This window comes from Vibrio sp. 10N.222.54.E6 (assembly GCF_041473955.1).
Classification (GTDB): domain Bacteria; phylum Pseudomonadota; class Gammaproteobacteria; order Enterobacterales; family Vibrionaceae; genus Vibrio; species Vibrio tasmaniensis_A.
Genome location: NZ_JBFRTD010000017.1, coordinates 167,548 through 186,795, shown reverse-complemented (window position 1 = coordinate 186,795; position 19,248 = coordinate 167,548). Strand labels below are relative to the sequence as shown.

General features: G+C 44.6%; 16 protein-coding genes, 1 tRNA gene and 1 pseudogene. 8 read left to right on the top strand and 10 right to left on the bottom strand.

The window, feature by feature from the left end; translation table 11 throughout:
* The first annotated feature begins 2 nt into the window (after positions 1-2).
* Both AB4513_RS11355 and AB4513_RS11350 read left to right on the top strand, forming a co-directional pair.
* Positions 3-299: a YciI family protein gene (locus tag AB4513_RS11355; RefSeq protein WP_009846425.1), complete on the top strand. Its 297-nt coding sequence runs from the start codon at positions 3-5 to the stop codon at positions 297-299.
* 1 nt (position 300) lies between these two features.
* Entirely contained in the window at positions 301-699 is a 399-nt protein-coding gene (locus AB4513_RS11350; RefSeq protein WP_009846424.1) for a GspS/AspS pilotin family protein, read from the top strand.
* Positions 700-807: 108 nt separating this feature from the next.
* On the opposite strand, the pseudogene metE reads toward AB4513_RS11350, so the two are convergent.
* Positions 808-3,146, bottom strand: a pseudogene (gene metE, locus AB4513_RS11345) (5-methyltetrahydropteroyltriglutamate--homocysteine S-methyltransferase).
* Between the two features lie 278 nt (positions 3,147-3,424).
* Here metE and AB4513_RS11340 point away from each other — a divergent pair.
* Positions 3,425-4,336, top strand: a complete 912-nt coding sequence (locus tag AB4513_RS11340; RefSeq protein ID WP_009846422.1) for a LysR substrate-binding domain-containing protein — start codon at positions 3,425-3,427, stop codon at positions 4,334-4,336.
* Between the two features lie 155 nt (positions 4,337-4,491).
* On the opposite strand, the gene AB4513_RS11335 is transcribed toward AB4513_RS11340, so the two are convergent.
* Both AB4513_RS11335 and AB4513_RS11330 read right to left on the bottom strand, forming a co-directional pair.
* A complete protein-coding gene (locus tag AB4513_RS11335) occupies positions 4,492-4,692 on the bottom strand; it encodes a DUF4250 domain-containing protein (RefSeq protein WP_009846421.1) in 201 nt (66 codons plus the stop codon).
* Positions 4,693-4,813: 121 nt separating this feature from the next.
* Positions 4,814-5,494, bottom strand: a complete 681-nt coding sequence (locus AB4513_RS11330; protein ID WP_009846420.1) for a hypothetical protein — start codon at positions 5,492-5,494, stop codon at positions 4,814-4,816.
* A 330-nt stretch (positions 5,495-5,824) separates the two neighbouring features.
* Here AB4513_RS11330 and AB4513_RS11325 point away from each other — a divergent pair, with 330 nt between their 5' ends.
* The gene (locus AB4513_RS11325) at positions 5,825-8,131 is read left to right on the top strand and encodes a YgiQ family radical SAM protein (protein ID WP_009846419.1); all 2,307 of its coding nucleotides are present in this window, start codon (positions 5,825-5,827) and stop codon (positions 8,129-8,131) included.
* Positions 8,132-8,266: 135 nt separating this feature from the next.
* Here the strand turns inward: AB4513_RS11325 and AB4513_RS11320 are convergent, their stop codons facing one another.
* The 3 genes from AB4513_RS11320 to AB4513_RS11310 are packed head-to-tail and all read right to left on the bottom strand — an operon-like array spanning position 8,267 to position 11,221.
* Positions 8,267-8,731, bottom strand: coding sequence for a GtrA family protein (locus AB4513_RS11320; RefSeq protein ID WP_012603650.1), 465 nt, complete (start codon positions 8,729-8,731; stop codon positions 8,267-8,269).
* A complete protein-coding gene (locus AB4513_RS11315) occupies positions 8,718-10,205 on the bottom strand; it encodes a glycosyltransferase family 39 protein (protein ID WP_009846417.1) in 1,488 nt (495 codons plus the stop codon). The genes AB4513_RS11320 and AB4513_RS11315 overlap by 14 nt, the downstream gene beginning before the upstream one ends.
* On the bottom strand, positions 10,202-11,221 hold the full coding sequence (locus AB4513_RS11310; RefSeq protein WP_017098516.1) for a glycosyltransferase family 2 protein: 1,020 nt from the start codon (positions 11,219-11,221) through the stop codon (positions 10,202-10,204). The genes AB4513_RS11315 and AB4513_RS11310 overlap by 4 nt, the downstream gene beginning before the upstream one ends.
* A 125-nt stretch (positions 11,222-11,346) precedes the next feature.
* Here AB4513_RS11310 and AB4513_RS11305 point away from each other — a divergent pair, with 125 nt between their 5' ends.
* The 4 genes from AB4513_RS11305 to AB4513_RS11290 all read left to right on the top strand — a co-directional run bounded on the left by AB4513_RS11305 (position 11,347) and on the right by AB4513_RS11290 (position 15,231).
* Positions 11,347-12,024 (top strand): response regulator transcription factor, encoded by a 678-nt coding sequence (locus AB4513_RS11305; protein WP_009846415.1) that lies wholly within the window; start codon positions 11,347-11,349, stop codon positions 12,022-12,024.
* Positions 12,021-13,319, top strand: a complete 1,299-nt coding sequence (locus AB4513_RS11300) for a HAMP domain-containing sensor histidine kinase (protein WP_009846414.1) — start codon at positions 12,021-12,023, stop codon at positions 13,317-13,319. Before AB4513_RS11305 ends, AB4513_RS11300 begins: the two co-directional genes overlap by 4 nt.
* Before the next feature lie 127 nt (positions 13,320-13,446).
* Complete coding sequence (locus AB4513_RS11295; protein ID WP_032555228.1) at positions 13,447-14,376, top strand: pyridoxal-phosphate dependent enzyme; 930 nt, start codon at positions 13,447-13,449, stop codon at positions 14,374-14,376.
* 117 nt (positions 14,377-14,493) lie between these two features.
* The gene (locus AB4513_RS11290) at positions 14,494-15,231 is read left to right on the top strand and encodes a dienelactone hydrolase family protein (RefSeq protein WP_009846412.1); all 738 of its coding nucleotides are present in this window, start codon (positions 14,494-14,496) and stop codon (positions 15,229-15,231) included.
* An 80-nt stretch (positions 15,232-15,311) separates the two neighbouring features.
* On the opposite strand, the gene AB4513_RS11285 is transcribed toward AB4513_RS11290, so the two are convergent.
* The 4 genes from AB4513_RS11285 to AB4513_RS11270 all read right to left on the bottom strand — a co-directional run bounded on the left by AB4513_RS11285 (position 15,312) and on the right by AB4513_RS11270 (position 19,004).
* The gene (locus tag AB4513_RS11285) at positions 15,312-16,565 is read right to left on the bottom strand and encodes a D-amino acid dehydrogenase (RefSeq protein WP_102257349.1); all 1,254 of its coding nucleotides are present in this window, start codon (positions 16,563-16,565) and stop codon (positions 15,312-15,314) included.
* 225 nt (positions 16,566-16,790) lie between these two features.
* A complete protein-coding gene (locus tag AB4513_RS11280; RefSeq protein WP_009846409.1) occupies positions 16,791-17,717 on the bottom strand; it encodes a LysR family transcriptional regulator in 927 nt (308 codons plus the stop codon).
* Between the two features lie 566 nt (positions 17,718-18,283).
* Positions 18,284-18,374 (bottom strand) — tRNA-Ser (locus AB4513_RS11275).
* Positions 18,375-18,554: 180 nt separating this feature from the next.
* A complete protein-coding gene (locus AB4513_RS11270; RefSeq protein ID WP_009846408.1) occupies positions 18,555-19,004 on the bottom strand; it encodes an L-alanine exporter AlaE in 450 nt (149 codons plus the stop codon).
* Positions 19,005-19,248: the final 244 nt, after the last annotated feature.

Below are 19,248 nucleotides of genomic sequence, written 5' to 3'. Positions count from 1 at the left end.
ACATGTGGTACGTGATTTTTTCTCAAGACGTCGAAAACTCATTAGAAAAACGCCTAAGTGTTCGCCCACAACATCTAGAACGCCTACAAACACTTCACAATGAAGGCCGACTGTTAACAGCAGGTCCAATGCCAGCAATTGACTCCGATAACCCTGGCGAAGCAGGCTTCACTGGTTCTACTGTGATTGCTGAATTCAACTCTTTGGAAGACGCACAAGCATGGGCTGATGCAGACCCGTACATCGCTGCTGGTGTCTACCAGAATGTGATTGTTAAACCATTCAAGAAAGTATTTTAACGTGAAAAAATGGATTATTGGGTCACTGGCTATTGCCCTACTCGCAGGCTGTAGCTCATCAAGTGAACAAGACAAACAAAGACAGTTAGAGATGATGGCTCACCATCGTGCGGGTGTTTTATCTGCCGGCCTACCTATTGAGTATGGTCCACTCTCTATCATGCGTGTGCTAGCAAAAAATACTGTCGTCGAAATCATGATGATCTACAACCAAGATGCGAAAGGCGCTAAGCCTTTAAACCAAGTTGTAGACATGAGTGTGAATAGCTACTGCACCAACTCTGAAGTAAGAGCTAACCTCGACATGGGCTTAGCTTACAACATCAAAATTCGCAATACACGCGGACAACTGATGGTTGAAAAGCTGATCAGCAAAGAGACGTGTCAGAGCAGCCGCTAGATTCGAGATTCGAGATTCGAACAAGTATAAAACCAGAAGGCCTCGCAAATGCGAGGCCTTTTTTGTGGGTCATCGTGGAGTAGAGGGTCAATCAAATCTTAGACTGAATTATGCCTCAGCTGATTCCCACTCTTTACGCAGTGTCTTCGTCGCCGAAACTAAGTTAGTGAGTGCCGCTTCTGTCTCTGCCCAATTACGTGTCTTCAGCCCACAATCAGGGTTTGCCCATAAACGTTCTGCAGGTATTTTTTCTGCCGCTTTCTTAAGTAAATCAACAATCCACTCTTCTGAAGGGATGTTTGGCGAGTGAATATCATAAACGCCAGGTCCAATCGCATTCGGATAGTTAAACTCTTCAAACGCTTTCAGTAGTTCCATGTTCGAACGAGAAGTCTCAATGGTAATCACATCGGCATCTAGCGCGGCCACTGAATCAATGATCTCGTTGAACTCGCTGTAACACATGTGGGTATGAATCTGAGTTTCTGGTTTAGCACTCGCCGCTGAGATCTTAAAGGCATCCACTGCCCATTCTAAGTACTCTGCATGGTCGCGCTTTTTCAAAGGCAAACCTTCGCGAATAGCAGGCTCATCGATTTGAATAATGTTGATTCCTGCGTCTTGCAGATCAGACACCTCATCACGCAGCGCAAATGCCAATTGATTAGTGATCTCTTTACGCGAGATATCTTCACGTGGGAATGTCCAACATAAGATAGTCACTGGCCCTGTGAGCATGCCTTTCATCTGCTTTGAAGTTAGAGATTGAGCATAAGTCGACCACTCGACCGTCATTGGTTTTTCACGCTCAATATCCGCAACCACAATCGCCGGTTTCACGCAACGAGAGCCATAACTTTGTACCCAACCAAACTTAGTGGTTTGGAAGCCTGCTAGGTTTTCTGCAAAGTACTCCACCATGTCATTGCGTTCCGCCTCACCATGCACAAGCACATCCAAATCTAAGGCTTCTTGGCGCTTAACAGCATCAGCAATATGACCTTTCAATGCGGTTGTGTATTCCGCTTCATTCAGTTTGCCAGTTCGGTAAGCACTACGCTGAAGACGAATCTCTCCTGTCTGTGGGAACGAACCAATGGTTGTGGTTGGTAACAGCGGTAACCCGAGAACTTCAGACTGATGCGCTGCGCGCTCTGCGTATGGAGCACTGCGTTCTGCCAGTGCTTTGGTAATGGTATTGATACGAGCCTGAACTTGTGGCTTGTTCACATGAGTCGCGTTCTTACGGGCAACAATTGGTTGGCTGTAAGTCTCACACGCCAAAATGGCATTTTGATCGCCGTCTAACGCCGCACCCAACAAGCTCACCTCGGTGACTTTCTGTTTTGCGAAGGCAAACCAACTCTTCACTTCTTCGCTAAGCGTTTCTTCTAACTCCAAATCAACAGGACTATGCAGCAATGAACATGAACTTGCGATCCAAAGCTTATCTCCTAGTTTGTCTTTCACAGGTTGCAGTAACTCAAGCTGCGCGGCTAAGTCAGCTCGCCACACATTGCGTCCATTGATTGCACCCGCAGAAAGTACCCAATCTTCCGGTAACTTATTAACCACTTCATCGAGTTGCTGCGGTGCTGCTACTAAGTCGATATGTAAGCCGTTTATAGGCAGATCTACGATTTTATCTAATGTATCTGTGACCGAATCAAAGTAAGTGGTAAGTAGTAGTTTTACATCGCCTTGAATCACTTGGTAAGCCAGCTTGAATGAATCTACCCACTGATTATCAAGCTCCAAAGCCAGGATTGGCTCATCAATTTGGACCCACTCTACGCCAAGCTTTGAGAGCTTTGCCAAAATGGCTTGATACGCGGTAAGAAGGCGAGGAAGTAGAGATAAGCGGTCAAACCCTTCTTCCACTTCTTTGCCTAGGTATAAGTAAGAGAGTGGCCCAAGGAGTACAGGCTTAACTTTGTGTCCTGCTTTAATCGCTTCATTCACTTCATCAAACAGTTGACTTCAAAAGAGTCATCTTTGCTGAACTCAGGAACAATGTAGTGGTAGTTAGTGTTGAACCACTTGGTCATGTCAGAAGCAGCTGAACTGTCTTTAGTGACATCATTCGACGTATGCGAACCACCGCAGCAAGTAGATTGAACTTGAGACTGACCGCGACCTACACGGAACAAGGTATCTAAATCTGGGAAGGATTTTTCATCTTCTGATCCACCAGCATGGCGCTTGGGAACGTGACCTAGAAGTAGAGTCGTAGTTAGTACATGGTCATACCATGCGAAGTCACCCGCAGTTGCAAAGCTTAGATTCGCGTCAGCTTGTACATTCCAGTTACGATTTCTTAATTCACTGCCGATCTGCTTAAGCTCAGATTGATCGATCTCACCGCGCCAGTACTTCTCGAGAGTGAATTTGAGTTCGCGTTTTTCACCGATACGTGGGTAGCCAAGAATATGCGTTGTTGTCGTCATGTGTGTGTTCCTTATTCGATAATTTTAATTTCCGGTCAGACTGCCTGTAATGATTGCATTTTTAACAAAGGCGTCTGGATGGCTAAACTATCTCCCTAATCTGAACGATGAACAAGGTCCAAATATTCATCTTGTTTATTAATAATTTTCATCTTTAATAATCTAACCGCTAATTTATTAAATCCATCTGGACATCCAGACGTTTACAAATGAAAGAAAACACCGTAGGGTGATTATTAAGAAATATTGAATTAGCTTAGGGAATATGAGGAATACTCATGATAGAGCTTAAACACCTTCGAACATTGACCACCTTGAGAGACAGCGGCTCGCTAACCGCGACTGCAACTTCTCTTCATCTGACTCAGTCGGCACTTTCTCACCAGTTGAAAGACCTTGAGGCTCGAATTGGCGGTCAGCTTTTTTTGCGTAAAACAAGGCCGGTTAAATTTACCTCGGAAGGCGAAATCTTGTTAAAACTGGCTGATGAGATACAGCCACAAATCGCCAAAGCTGAAAACGAACTCGCAAGCCTAAAAGAAGATGTGAATGGTCGATTGCACATGGCGATCGAGTGTCACTCATGCTTCCAATGGTTAATGCCCGCTTTGAAGGAGTACCAAGTTGCTTGGCCAAGTGTAACCCTTGATTTCTCGTCAGGGTTTGGCTTTGAACCCCTACCCGCACTAATGGCAGGCGAACTCGACTTGGTGATCACATCAGACATTCAGCCTCGCTCTGAGGTTCACTACGAACCTCTCTTTGATTTTGAGATGCGTTTGATCACTGCAATCAACTCACCTTTGGCAGAAAAACAGAGCATAGAACCGCAAGATCTTAGCGATATAACCATGCTCTCTTATCCGGTTCAAAAACAGCGTCTCGATGTAGTGAAACACTTTTTGCAACCAGCAGGCGTTGAACCAAAGAAATGGAAACAAGCAGACAACACATTGATGTTAGTGCAAATGGTATCGGCAGGCTTAGGGGTTGCTGCGTTGCCAAATTGGGCAATCAGTGAATTTTCGAGACAAGGGTTAATCGCCAGTAAACCATTGGGTAACGGGCTTTCAAGAAGGTTGTTCGCAGCGGTAAGAAACTCAGAAAAAGACAAACGTTACCTACAAGCTTTCTTTAGCACGGCAAGACAGCAAAGTAAGAGTCACCTAGATGGCATTGAGGTCGTTTAAGAGACTCGTTGTTGGGTTAGTTTATGCCTGCGTTGAACCTGATAGATATGCGCCAGAAACAAAAAAGTCACAGATTATCTGTGACTTTTTTATTGCCAATACCGACAACAGGTAATGAGTGTTAATCCACGATAGAAGAAACTCTCATTGTGAGCTTATCTTGAGTAAGACTTGAATTGATTAGTCAGTGGGTCGTATTGATAGCCCAACATATCAAGCTTGCCCACGACACTTTCTATATCCATTTCATACATACTGATCAGCTCTTCAAAGCTATCGCATTCTAAGCGAAGTTTTTCATTCACGATTCCCAGCAAAATAATGCTATCGAAACCTTTGACGTTGCTTAAATCCATCCCGTACTCCTAACGAACACACCGACTAGATTTAAGTTTAGAACGCTTACCAACACCCCGCTAAAAAACAGATCACACTTTTTCGATTCAACACCGAAAGGCTTGTGAGATCAGTAACCGCCTACATCGCCCAAACTGGCGTTAAACCAACAGCCGCCGCCAATAACATCAACAATGAAATAGTCAGCTGAAGCTTTTCAGGGGTTTTAACGAACAATAAATGCCAACACCACACCACGATAGCAGAGATTAGCAAAGCAAAGCTAAACAGCAGAGTTGAAATCATTGGCTCTAATTGAGCTTCAGACAGAGAGTAAACATTTATGACCGTCGCCAAAACCACCAACATCCCCGTCAGCACACCAACAACGGGCAGAACACGGTGAAAAGCCTGTAAGCGTGTTCTTGCAATCGTCAGCAGTAAATGACCAAACGCTGCCCCCAATAAAACCACGAGTAATAAAGTGCTAATAATACCGACTGTGGTTGCTTGCTCCGTCGCTTGTATAGCAACGTATGACAGTGCTAAACCACAAGCTAAATACATCACCCAAATAGGGCCAGAATCTCGAGTCTTCTTGGTTTGAACTTGAGAATAGAAATAAAAGATCGCGAACACGACAAGAAATGCTTCAATTCTTAATGAGGCAACGGCAAGCCAAAGCACGCCAATTGCAGGCAACATCTTGTGAATGCGGCCACGTTGTCCCGGGCAAATATCCCCTTTCACTAAGATGAGGGTTAAGATCAGTTGGGCTCCTAATAGCATCGGAGCAAATTGTACTAATAACGTTTCGACCATTGTGGATCTACTTCTTCAAACTTATTTTCGCGAATAATATCAAAAACTGGTGCGAACACTAATCAAAATCATAAATTAGAGACGAGATTCAAGGCTTCAACTATGCTGATGTATGGCTCTTCTGTCGCCATTTACCGTAAAAATACGAAAGACATCAAAACTAACAGGGGCATGTTCTACTGGCTAGTCTAGGCTCATGCCGCTATAATTCCCGCCTCAAAAATCAGAGGTTGAAATATGTACAGCGATATCACTCCTATTCACGAACACAAAAAATACTGGGCCGAGTGCTACGGAACTGCACCCTTTTTGCCTACCAGTAGAAAGGAGATGGATGCTCTTGGATGGGATAGCTGTGACATTATTATTGTAACTGGTGACGCTTATGTCGATCACCCGAGCTTTGGCATGGCTATCATTGGCCGTTTGCTTGAAGCTCAAGGATTCCGCGTGGGCATTATTGCGCAACCAAAGTGGGACAATAAAGACGCCTTCATGAAGCTAGGTAAACCTAACCTATTCTTCGGCATTACAGCGGGTAACATGGACTCCATGATCAACCGCTACACCTCTGATCGCAAATTACGTCACGATGATGCTTATACGCCAAACAACGAAGGTGGCAAGCGTCCTGACCGTGCAACTCTAGTTTATTCCCAACGTTGTCGCGAAGCCTACAAAGGCACGCCAATCGTTCTTGGTGGTATCGAAGCAAGTTTGCGCCGTGTGGCTCACTACGACTACTGGTCAGATAAAGTTCGTCGCTCTGTATTGTTTGACGCAAAAGCAGATATTCTTCTTTTTGGTAACGCTGAGCGTGCACTGGTTGAAGTGGCACACCGCATTGCCGATGGCGAAGACATGTCTACGCTGACCAATATCCGCGGTACTGCTATCAACTTGCCTGCAGCGCCTGAAGGTTACAAAATTATTGATTCTTCTCGTATCGAAAAACCGAACAAAGCCTACGTTCCGGTTAACCCGTACGAAGTAGAAACGCAATGTGATACCAAGAAAGATGAAAAAGAAGAAGTAAAGGCGCAGCCAATTACTATTCGTCCTTCTCGTCACGATGCAAAAACAACCGCGGTTCGTATCCCTGGTTTCGAAAAGCTCAATAACGACCGTATTCTTTACGCTCACGCTAGCCGTATTCTGCACCTAGAGACTAACCCGTATTCAGGTCGTGCTCTTATTCAACGTCACGGTGACCGCGAACTATGGGTAAACCAAGCGCCAATTCCTCTTGCAACTGAAGAGATGGATTACGTGTTTGGCCTTGCGTACAAGCGTGTTCCGCACCCTATGTATGGCAAAGCAAAGATCCCTGCATACGACATGATTAAAACTTCGGTTAACATCATGCGTGGTTGTTTTGGTGGTTGTTCTTTCTGTTCAATCACAGAGCACGAAGGTCGTATCATTCAGAACCGTTCGAAAGAATCGATCTTGGATGAAATCGAAGACATTAAAGATAAAGTACCTGGCTTTACCGGTACGATTTCTGATTTGGGCGGCCCAACGGCGAACATGTACCGTTTAGGTTGTTCAGATCCAAAAGCTGAAATTAACTGTCGTCGTCCATCATGTGTGTTCCCGAAAATCTGTGAAAAGCTAAACACAGACCATCAACACACCATTGACCTGTACCGCTCTGCGAGAAAAGTACCGGGCGTTAAGAAGATCATGATCGCTTCTGGAGTACGTTACGACCTAGCGATTGAATCTCCAGAATACGTACGTGAGCTTGTGACTCACCACGTTGGTGGCTACTTGAAGATTGCTCCAGAGCATACTGAAAAAGGCCCTCTGGATCTGATGATGAAGCCAGGCATGGGCACGTACGATCGTTTCAAAGAGATGTTCGAGAAATACAGCGCTGAAGCCGGTAAGAAACAGTACCTAATTCCTTACTTCATCTCTGCTCACCCGGGCACAGAAGATGAAGACATGCTTAACCTTGCAATGTGGCTGAAAAAGCACAACTACGAGTGTGACCAAGTACAGAACTTCTATCCATCGCCAATGTGTAATGCAACGTCGATGTACTACTCAGAGACCAACCCTCTGAAACGCGTGAAATATAAGAAGCGTGAAGATGTTCCTGTACCGAAAGGTGATCGTCAACGTCGTCTGCATAAAGCGCTGCTTCGTTACCACGATCCTGAAAACTGGAAGATCATCCGTGAAGCGCTGATCAGCATGGGTAAAAAGCACCTAATTGGTGACAAAGCAAACTGTCTAGTACCAGAAGAAGATTTTGAAGCTCAGACACCGGCGCAGCGTCGTAAGTCTGGTCGTCACGGCTCACAGCGCTTTGCGACTAAGCACAGTAAGTCTCAACCAGGTCTTGGTGGCGAAAGCCCACGTAGCCATTCTAAGCCTGGCGGCAATAAGCCTAAACCGGGTGGTAAGAAGCCAACAGGTAGCCAAAGCAACGGCAATCAGGGCAACGGGAAGCAGAACGGTAATGGTAATAAACCAGCGACTGGCTTCATCAAAAAAGCCCCTGCTAGTCAGCAATCTCAAGGCAATGGCGGCGGGAATGGCAAGTCAAACCGTAACAAAGCGGGTAATGGTCAAGGTGGTAAACCTGTGAGTAACGGCAAGAATCGCCAACGCGCAGCACAACGTTAAGACAGCAACCCATTGACTTCGCTATGGTAAAAACACAAAGCGCAGCTTTTTAGCTGCGCTTTTTTGTGCCCGTTGCCAATGGCTAGCTCCTTAGCCACGTAAATACTTAGATACCAAGGGGGGTTACCTACTTATCTAACGCGTAAACACCCAATACTGGCTAAATAGGTAATTGGTGACCATTCCGACAAGAGTCCCCACTGCCATTGCGATAAAAACAGCTCCGATAAAGGTAGGAAGCAATTCCGTCATCAGCTTAAAGCACAGCAAATTAGGTACCGCTGATATTGATGCGGTAAACATGAACTTTTGCCACTGAATCAGCTTCTCAGACCAATGACCTCGCCCTTTATATTCAAAAGTCAGTATACGATTACCCAACCATGTCGTCGTTGCAGCAGCAATAAAGGAGCTAATTCGCGCCATCATTAAAGGCAGCCCAACAACATAATGCAGCAATGCAAAAACCAAACAATCAACAACAAACCCACCAACACCAACCACAGCAAATCGAACCATCTTGTGGTGGGACTGTAGTCTTTGGCTATGTGATTGAAGCTTGTCATTGAACATTCGTAGCCTTGAGTTAACGCTGAACATCATTTTCACTTTCAATATGATTCAACGAAAAATTTGGTGTGTTGCTCTGGTGATGGCAGCTGAACAGAGCACGCTTAATCTTGACCGTCGGTTCCAAAATACACGTTAATGCGTTCTCTTTGATCTTAATTTCCACTTCCGCTTTATGGCCGATCAAATAGAATTTATCGATGCCATTTAGTTGCTCGATATCAAGAAGCTTTTTCGCTTGCCCATGACTGTAAAATTGCCCTGAGAATGGTCTTTTACCCACATAAAAACTTGGCGCAGAATCCGTAATCTGTTCAAAAATAATACGGTCACTTTTCTCGTTCGCCTTCCCTAAGTTCAGGTAAACCATCGCAATCATTAACAGCACAGGTAGCACCAAAGCCACACTCGAAAACCACTTCTTATCTTTTTCCACCACAAGTATAGCAACCAGCATCCCAAGGGCTGGAATCCCCGGCAGTACGTACGCAGGGAGAATATTGCCCGCCATAGTGAAAAGAATCAGTGGCGAAATCAACCAACAGACAAGGAATGAAAACAACCCACTATTCTCAGCGTTAATTTCCGCAATTTTCTTGCGACGAGCGAAAGTTAAAATAGGTAATACAATCGACCACGGCGCAGCGGCCTGAATCCAAAACACCCAGATCATGCCTCTGGTTTCATCATGAGCAGAACCGTATAAATCGCCCTCCCAACCACTCACAACAAAACGCTTAAAGTGTTCGCCAACAATAAAATAATCAATAAAGCCCGGAGTAGCCATTTCAGCCATAATGTACCAAGGCAAGGCAATCGCCAGCATGACACCTAAACCAGACAACAGTGGAAAGCGTTGCCACAACACTTTAAAAGCCCCAAAGATACCATGTTGTAATAGCAACCAAGGGAATACTGCGATACCCATGATCACAATCGCAACAGGACCTTTTGCAAGCAAGCCCAACGCCAAGCCTACAAATCCAACGTAACCCCAGGTTTTGTTGGTTCTCTCACTTCCTTCGCCTTTACAGTCTTCTCCACCGAGCCAACATAAGTAAAAGCCCAGCATCGCGATGGTCATGGCTAACGTTAACGCCATGTCGGTCATCACAGCACCCGCGGCGATAGAGAAAATCCCACATGTTGCCAATACAACAGCCGCCACTAAGGCACTTTGTCCCGTACGCTTCGCCAGATACGCGACCAATAGAATCGTCGCGAAACCTGCTAACCAATGCGGAGCACGCACAGCAAACTCACTCAAGCCGAACAACTCAATACCAGCAGCACTCATCCATGTTAACAACGGTGGCTTACCCCAAAAAGGAATACCGTAATCAAACTGAGGGGTTAACCAATTGCCAGTTTCTACCATCAAGCGAGCCATTTCTCCATAGCGCGCTTCAGTGGTGTCCATTAACGGATAAGTCGCCAAAGATAAAAGCCTTAGAACCAGTGCAAAAGCCAACAAATACCATAGATGCGTTCTGTTCAGACTCATGCTGATTCCTCTAATTTAAAATGTGTTTTCAATGCGGGTGTATCAACGACCGATTGGATCAGATAAAGAGGGCGATTCTTGGTTTCGATGAAAATACGACCTATGTACTCCCCCATTAAACCAATACTCAACAGTTGGATTCCGCCAAGTGCAAGTTGCACGACCATCATTGACGGATAACCCGTAATTGGCTCACCAAACATCATGGTTTTGAACACGATGAAGACGCCATACACGAAAGCAGTAAGCGCCACTAATCCACCAACTGCCGTCGCAATACGCAGTGGGCGGATAGAGAATGATGTGATGCCATCCATCGCCAATCCGATGAGTTTCAAATAGTTCCACTTGGTCTCGCCACAGAAGCGAGCATCACGCTTAAATTGGAGTGTCGCTTGTCGGAAACCCGGCCATGAAAAAATGCCTTTCATGTAGCGGTTACGTTCTGGAAGCTGATTGATATGGTCGACAACCTCGCGGCTTAACAGTCGAAAATCACCCACATTCTCAGGAACATCAATCTTCGCAGCCACGTTCATGACTTTGTAAAAGCTCGCTGCTGAAAACTTCTTAAACCATGTTTCACCATCACGCTGGCTGCGCTGCATATTGACGACGTCATAACCTTCGCGCCACTTGGCAATCATTTGCGGGATAAGCTCAGGTGGATCTTGTAAGTCAGCGTCTAGCAAAATCACCGCTTGTCCACGACAGTGCTCAAGGCCTGCGCTCATCGCTGATTCTTTGCCAAAATTACGGCTTAAACCGATAACAGAAATTGAGCTATTGATTGAAGTGAATGAACTCACCAACTCCAAGCTGCTGTCTTTGCTACCGTCGTCGACATAAACGATTTCACTCTTGATGGGCAAGCTATCAAGCACCTTGGTAAGGCGAGAGTGGAACTCTTCCAATACCTCTTGTTCATCGTAAAAAGGCACAATGATAGACAGAGAAACCGCAGGGTTGATCTGCGATGTAGATATCTTAGGGCGGCTTATATGAAGTTCAGACATAATACGTTCTTCTATTTTTTAATCTGAATCCAATCTACCCTCCCATAAGTGAAAGTTATGTTATTGACATATTTTTCACGCTCACTCAGGATAATGTTACCGTCTATTTCTGTATGAGAATCAAAATGAAACGAGTTCTATTAGTCGAAGATAACCGTGAAATCGCAGGTGTCTTGTTTGATTATTTTGAGTGTATTGGTATGGAACTCGATTATGCGGACAACGGCGAACTCGGCCTGCAACTCGCGTTGGAAAACTCATTTGATATCATCATATTGGATCTGATGTTGCCAAGAATGGACGGCCTCACGGTTTGTAATAAACTGCGAGACCAAGGCAACGCGACACCTATTTTGATGCTGACCGCGCTAGATAGCCGCGATGATATGTTGAAAGGGTTTGAGCATGGTGCCGATGACTATCTAACCAAGCCTTTTGATTTGGATATTTTAGAAGCAAGAATGAACGCACTAGTTCGTCGTTACCGCGGAAAAGTAGCCTCTTCAAAACTTCAGTTCGGTGAACTCACCATCGACCAAAAAACCCGTAAAGCTTACCGCCAAGATAAGCTTCTTGCGCTAAACCCAACCACTTACACCATACTTGAGATGCTCTGCCAAAACGCACCGGAAGTGGTGACTCGTGAAGATATCTCCTACAAATTATGGGAAGAAGATGAACCCAATAATGATGTGCTGCGCAGTCACATCTATCAATTACGAAATCAACTCGACAAGCCTTTTGACAGTCAAATGTTGATTACGGTTCCTAAAATAGGATTCCGCTTGGAGTCATCTAATTGATTTCCAACTTTCTGACAAGCACTAAAACCCTCACCGGCCGCTTAGCTGTTTTCTTTGGGCTAATGGCCGTGATTGTGTCTGCGTTCGTCTATGTCGTTTTTATTGTCGCGCTCTACATGTCTGAAGACCGGGTCGGTGAAAGACGCATCTTGATTGACCGCAATTACGCCGTCGAGCTATTTCAAGCCGGAGAAAGTGGTGAGTTAAGAATTGATGATCTGACCGTCGCCTATAACGACCCGTCATTCGTACCTCCCGAATATTATAAGCTCATTGCAAATAAAGAGAGCTTTCTCGGAGAGATCGGCGAAGAGCCAGAGTCAAGAATGGTCTATGTTGGCGAGTATTCTGACAAAGGAAAAACCCACCCAATAATCCTACTTTCCGAAATAGACCGTGTTGAATTTGCTATTTCTGAACTTGTGTACGCGACCGCCTTTGTGCTCACGTTACTTTCTATCTTAATTTTTAGTTTTGGTGCTCTGCTCTATCGACTGTCAAAACGACTGATTGAACCATTCAACTCTCTGTCTGAGCAACTTGAGTCGAATAAACTCAATCTCAACGAAGAGTTCGGTGTGAGTGATGATGCGGCAGTTGAATTTCGTCAGCTAACCGATCAACTGAATCAGTATCGTCGAGAAATCAATTCCTTGGTCAAGCGTGAACAAGCCTTTGCTCGATACTCAAGCCATGAGTTAAGAACACCACTAACCGTTGCTCGTGGTGCGAATAAATTGCTATTGAGAAGCGAAACAACCGAGTTTCAATCTCGGCAGGTTGAACGCATTGATGAAGCCATTGTTCAGATGTCTGAGATGGTCGATGCCCTGCTTGGCCTAGTTCGTTACGAAAGAAATAGTGACGATGCACCGCTGCGCTTGTTTAGCCAGCAAGAATTAGAGACCATCGTTTCCAAAAATACGTTACAAGCAAATGAGAAAGCAGTCGAAATATCCCTACTCGTTCAATCTGAGCCTATAATTCAAGCCACCAGTGCGATCATGAACATGTTGGTTGGCAACTTGTTGAGAAATGCGATTGCAGCGACCAATAGTGGCACAGTGAGCATCACTCTCTCACAAGACAACCTGGTAATTGAAGACCAAGGAGAAGGCCTTCAGGAACAGTACAATCCGAATGGTCATGGATTAGGTTTATTGATTGTCGACGACTTGTGCCAGCGATTCCATTGGGACTTTGAGTTGGTCAATCGCAACTCTGGAGGGTGTACTGCAAGAATCGCCTTTCAGACAGATTCCTCCTTATCCACATTAAAGCAAGCAAACTCGTAATACGAAGCTCAATACCCTATGAAAACTTGATTTAGTTGGTTTACAGCGCTCGCTAGCTACTAGATACTCAGTAGTCCTTTTTGATTTAAAAATGCTGGCTCTTGAGTCAGCATTTTGTCTAAGTGCGATGAAACTAAATAATAGCCCTGTAACTCAGCATCAATACAACGATCACACCTTTTTCTTAAAGCGAGACGATAAGCTTCACTCCCACTTTTGCGGCAACAAAGCCAGAAAGTTCATGAAGCTACTGGAAGACGATCACCCAAACACCACCACTCTAATAAGCTATGGGTCCGCTCAAGCTAACTCCTTGTTCTCGCTAGCCGCACTTGCAAAAATCAGAGGCTGGACGCTTGAGTTTTACGTCGACCACCTTCCTCAATGGCTACAAGAACGCCCACTCGGCAACTACCGTGGCGCTATCGATCTTGGGGCTAAGGTTATTTCAGTCAAAGAAACAGGCTCTGAGCTTCATCCACAAGCGTATATTGGACAAATAAGGCAACCAGGTTCCGATTGTATTGTGTTACCTGAAGGTGGACGTTCTCAGCTTTCTGAATATGGCGTGAAGCAACTGGCGATGGAAATACTCAGCTGGACGCGCTTCGAAAACAAACACGATTTTGTGGTGGCACTACCCGCTGGTACAGGCAGTACGGCTCTGTATCTACATAAGCATTTAAAAGTACACAATATCCCGGTGTTAACCTGTGCGTGTGTAGGTGGTAATGACTATTTAACTCAGCAATTCGATGAACTTGGCGAATCCGATCACCCACAGATTTTACCGCTCAAAACCAAACACCATTTTGGTAAGTTGTATCAGCAGGATTATCAAACTTGGTTAGACCTGCAAGAGCAAACTGACATTGAGTTTGACCTGCTCTATGACCCTTTGATGTGGCAATGCTTAGTACAGTGGCAACAAGACAACCCAACTAAGACCATCATCTATATTCATCAAGGCGGCATCTTAGGCAATGAATCGATGTTGCCGCGCTATCAGCGGAAGTATCCGGAGATGAGCATTAGCAAAACCAACACATCTTGGTAATTTTTTTCCTTTATTCTCCAGTTTAGCTATTCAAGTTATAAACTGAAATCTGGCGAGAATCATCGCGTTATCTATACTTTCGATTGGAACATCAATTGTCATCGAAAGGAATCACGCATGCGAACAATCACTACGCTCGGCCTGTTTTCAGTTTTACTGCCCTTCTCTGCGATTTCAGGAGAAAACATCACTTACCAAGTCGATGGTATGGATTACGAAGGTTATTGGAGTGAAGCCAGTGACCAAGCGCCTTTGGTGCTGCTAATTCACGATTGGGATGGCTTAACTGATTACGAAAAGAAACGTTCTGAGATGCTCAACGAACTCGGTTACAACGTGTTCGCCATCGACCTATTTGGTAAAGGCATTCGCCCTACCGAAGTGAAAGACAAAAAACAACACACAGGCGAGTTGTATAAAGACAGAGAAAAAATGCGGGCACTACTTAATGCGGGAGCGATGGAAGCGAAAAGGCTTGGTGGTAACTTAGATAACAACGTGATAATGGGTTACTGTTTTGGTGGCGCAGCCGTTTTAGAAGCCGCTCGTGCTGGCATCCCATCGAAAGCTTATGTCACCTTCCATGGCGGTTTATCGACACCTAAAGGACAAGACTACTCTGAGACAAAAGCTCCAGTTGTCGTGTTCCATGGTACAGCAGACGCCATGATCTCAATGCACGACTTTGGAAGCCTCGCAGCTCAACTTGAATCAAGCAAGGTTCCGCATGAAATGATCACCTACAGTGGTGCGCCACATGCCTTTACCGTATTCGGCTCAAACAACTATCAACAAGAAGCTGACCAGAAATCGTGGGATAGATTTACCCATGTACTAGAAACCACCACCAGATAACTTTCGATACCCACCCAGAAAAAACAACCCCATTCTAAAACTTAGAATGGGGTTACTTTCACCATCACTACATCATGTTGTTACAAATAACGATGGATACTTAAGTCATCAGATTTAATATCACAGGCAGAGCCACTGACTATGCTTGCTAAGATCTTTCCTGAGCCACATGCCATTGTCCAACCTAATGTTCCATGACCTGTATTGGTAAATAAATTTTTGATAGGCGTCTTGCCGATGATAGGCGTGCCATCTGGCGTCATTGGTCTTAGCCCAGTCCAGTATTCAGCCTTAGAAAAGTCCCCCGCTTGTGGGAAAAGATCTTTTATCACCATATCAATCGTGGCTTTGCGTTTTTCTGGGATTAGGTAGTCAAAACCAGCGAGTTCTGCCGTACCCGCGATACGAATACGATCATCAAATCGCGTCATCGCGACCTTGTAGGTTTCATCCATAACAGTCGAAGTCGGTGACTTATCTACATTCACGATAGGCAATGTTAGTGAATATCCTTTCACTGGGTAAACCGGTATAGACAAGTCGACTTGCTTTAATAGTTCTCGAGAATAGCTTCCTGACGCGACCACGTAAGCATCCGCTTTAAACTCGCCTTGAGTCGTTGTAATAGTCTCAATGGCTTGATTCTGATGATTCAAACTTACCACTTCAGTATCAAACACGAACCTAACACCGAGTTGCTTGGCTTTCTCAGTCAAGGTTAAACAGAACTGATGGCAATCACCGGTTTCATCATGAGGTAAGTATAAGCCGCCCACCAGCTTGTCTTTGACGTCCGCTAAACCCGACTCCACTGACAGACACTGGTCAACATCAAACAGCGAGTGTTCGATCCCACTCTCTGTTAATAGCTTCATATCCTGCTGAATAGCATCGAGTTGCTTCTCGCTTCTGAATACTTGCAAGGTGCCTTTCTGCCTGCCCTCATAAGCTAAATCTTCACTGGTTCTTAGATGAGTAAGACACTCTCGACTGAAGTTTGCCACTCTTAACATGCGTGACTTATTCATGGCGTACTTGGCTTCATTACAGTTGGCCAACATCTTAGTCGCCCAAGCAACTAATTCAGGAGAAAGTGACGGCTTCACTTTTAGAGGCGCATGCTCTTGGGTAAGCCATTTCATTGCTTTCAACGGAATCCCCGGTGCCGCCCATGGTGAAGAATATCCGTAAGAAATTTGCCCTGCATTCGCAAAGCTGGTTTCCTTGCCACTGCTATCTTGACGATCAATAACCGTCACTGTATGACCTTCTTTCGCCAGGTACCAAGCACTGGTTAACCCAATAACACCGCTACCAATTACAATAACTTCCATTCTCTTCCCCTAATGCCCGACAAAGCCAAAATCTGTCGAACACAGCTGTCAGTCTAAAACTCGTTTCGTTAATAATTTGTAACTTATTCCGCGTATGTTGACTTATCAATAGAGTGTGCGTTGACAAAAACTCAATTCAACTTAAAAACGAATTCGGCAGTTTGGAACTGTGATATTGGCGGTATTTGGACGCTTAGAAGGAGTCGCTAAGTAAATCTACTATTCTTAGATATTGTAAGCGTCATGACTCAAGAAAGTGGCGTTTTCAAGTAAGAAATCTAACAAGGTTTCGGCCTGTAGCGTGAGTGCGCGGCCTTTTAAAGATTGAACCTTAACCGTCGCCTTCGATAGCATCTCCAACTCGGTCGCAACCACTTCAATCTGTCCTGACTTTATTTCATCGATCACAGTGAGCTTAGGCATAAAGGTGACGCCCAATCCTGCTGATACAAAGTTAGTCAGTGCGGTCACCGAATTGGTTTGAAGCTTTGGCTGCAAGGTAAGGTGGGAAATTTGTTCAGCCTGCTTTACCAGCCTCCCCATACCGGTCGAGTTATCGATCAAGGCAAGAGAAGCGTCTTGAATATCTTGCATTACCACTGGCGCTTCTTTCATCGTAAGGAAGTGCCCCTTCGGAGCAATCAATTCGAGCGGATGACTACGTTCAACGTGGGAGTGCAGCTTAGGATGTGGAGCAGAAGCATAGGTTATTGCGAAGTCTATCTGTTGATCTTCCAACATCTTGACCGCGTCCAATGCCCCAGCAATTTCAATAGAAAGGTTGATATCAGGATAACGGGTCATAAAGGTTTGCATCGGCTTTGACACCAAGTTGGTAATAAACCCTTCACCGATGGCAATACTGACACTGCCTCCTTTGAGGTTTTTAAGCTTGGCTAGTCGAGTAAGCACTGCAGCCTCTCCACGAACAATGGAACGATAGTAATGCAACAGTTCATTACCCGCCTCAGTCAACAGTGATTGGCGGTTGTTGCGCTCCCATACTTTCATTTCCGCTTGCGCTTCGAGCTGGGTCAGCATTCTGCTCATTGCAGCAGGGTCAACATTCATCATCTTGGATGCCTTACGCAATGAGCCATACTTAGACAACGCGTTTAAATACTCAAGAGCGCGGATATTAAAGTGATGCATTCAACTTCCTTGTGATTCGACTGACACTAGATCAAGCGTCTCACAAATTGGCTGCGAACATGTATCCCATTTTATCAAGAACGTATTTACACTTACTAACTTGTGCACCGAGTCACTTCAAGGCAGCTAAAGGCTCATGCTCGTTTATTCGATCTACTCTTGATAGACAGATGGAAAGAGCTTAAAGAACCTGTTTTAAACCGCTTAACGAAACATTTTCGATGACATGGCACCTGTGTTGTTCGGCTTTCACTTGAGTAATACCAATCACAGTAAATAAGTGATCAAACATAGCGTAGGAAAAAAGCTTGAGAACAAGGCAGAATTTTTCGATAAGTAGTTATTCTACAACCAAAAATTCTAACGAAGTTATCGAGGTTTTTAACAAGCTAGGGTGACCAGTTATTTACTACGATTGGTATAATACCAATCACAGTAAGCAAGTGGTCATAAATAGCGTTGGAAGGCGTGATAACTAGGCAAAGGACATTGGGCTAGAGATAGAGATAAAATATAGGTGCTCTAAAACGAGAAAACCCTAGCATTTCTGCTAGGGTTTTGAATAGTGGTGGAAGGATGGGGATTTGAACCCCAGATACGCTATAAACGTATACTCGCTTTCCAGGCGAGCGCCTTAAGCCACTCAGCCATCCTTCCACAAATTGTGTGTTGAGCTTGTCACTCAACGAGGCGCTACTTTATTGATTCTGCTTGCTTTGGTCAAGAGGCATTATCAAAAAAAGTGCCTTTTTCAGTTTGTTCGATTACAAATTAACTCATTAGATCAAAAACAAACCAAATTTCATTCTATCGTTGTACTTACGCTTGTTGCTTTTCTTAAGCTTGTTGATAGTAGCCCGGAACTCTAAACCATTTACGGCACATATCTAAGAAATAACCGTACAGCACGCCCATACCACATGAGATAACAGCGTTACTGGTGACAGCCGTAACAATCTGGTCGCTCGAAGCACCTACTGCCAATAAAATACCGGCATACACAGGTGACTGGAATAACACGTACGCCACCAAGTCAGACAAATTTTTCATCAATGAGCTTTGTGAAAGCTTTGCGCCGTTACGCAAGAACCAATCACGAAAGACTCCATAAGGCCAAGCGATAGCTATGTTTACCGGAATAGATAACGTTCGAGAAGCAAGAGACTGCTCAAACGTCATACCAGAAATAAACACTTCAACAATCATTCCAGAAATAAAACAGAAAACGACCATAGCGAATGTATCCGCAGCTGCGTTTCGAATACAGAATGGACCACGAGACTTCATTGACGATAAACCTAAAATATATCACTACTTAATTAGTGATTTAACAACACATAAACAAGGCTAGATTACACCTAGCCAGATAATGTCACTATTAAATCACAATATAAGCAGTCATACATTCCAAATTAAAAATAAAGTTGTAAATTAACAACCAAAAACCACTTTAAAAGCAGTCACTTCCACCAACAAAACCCACAAAGGTCAAATAACGAGCGATTTGTTATTATATTTCCGTAATTAAACA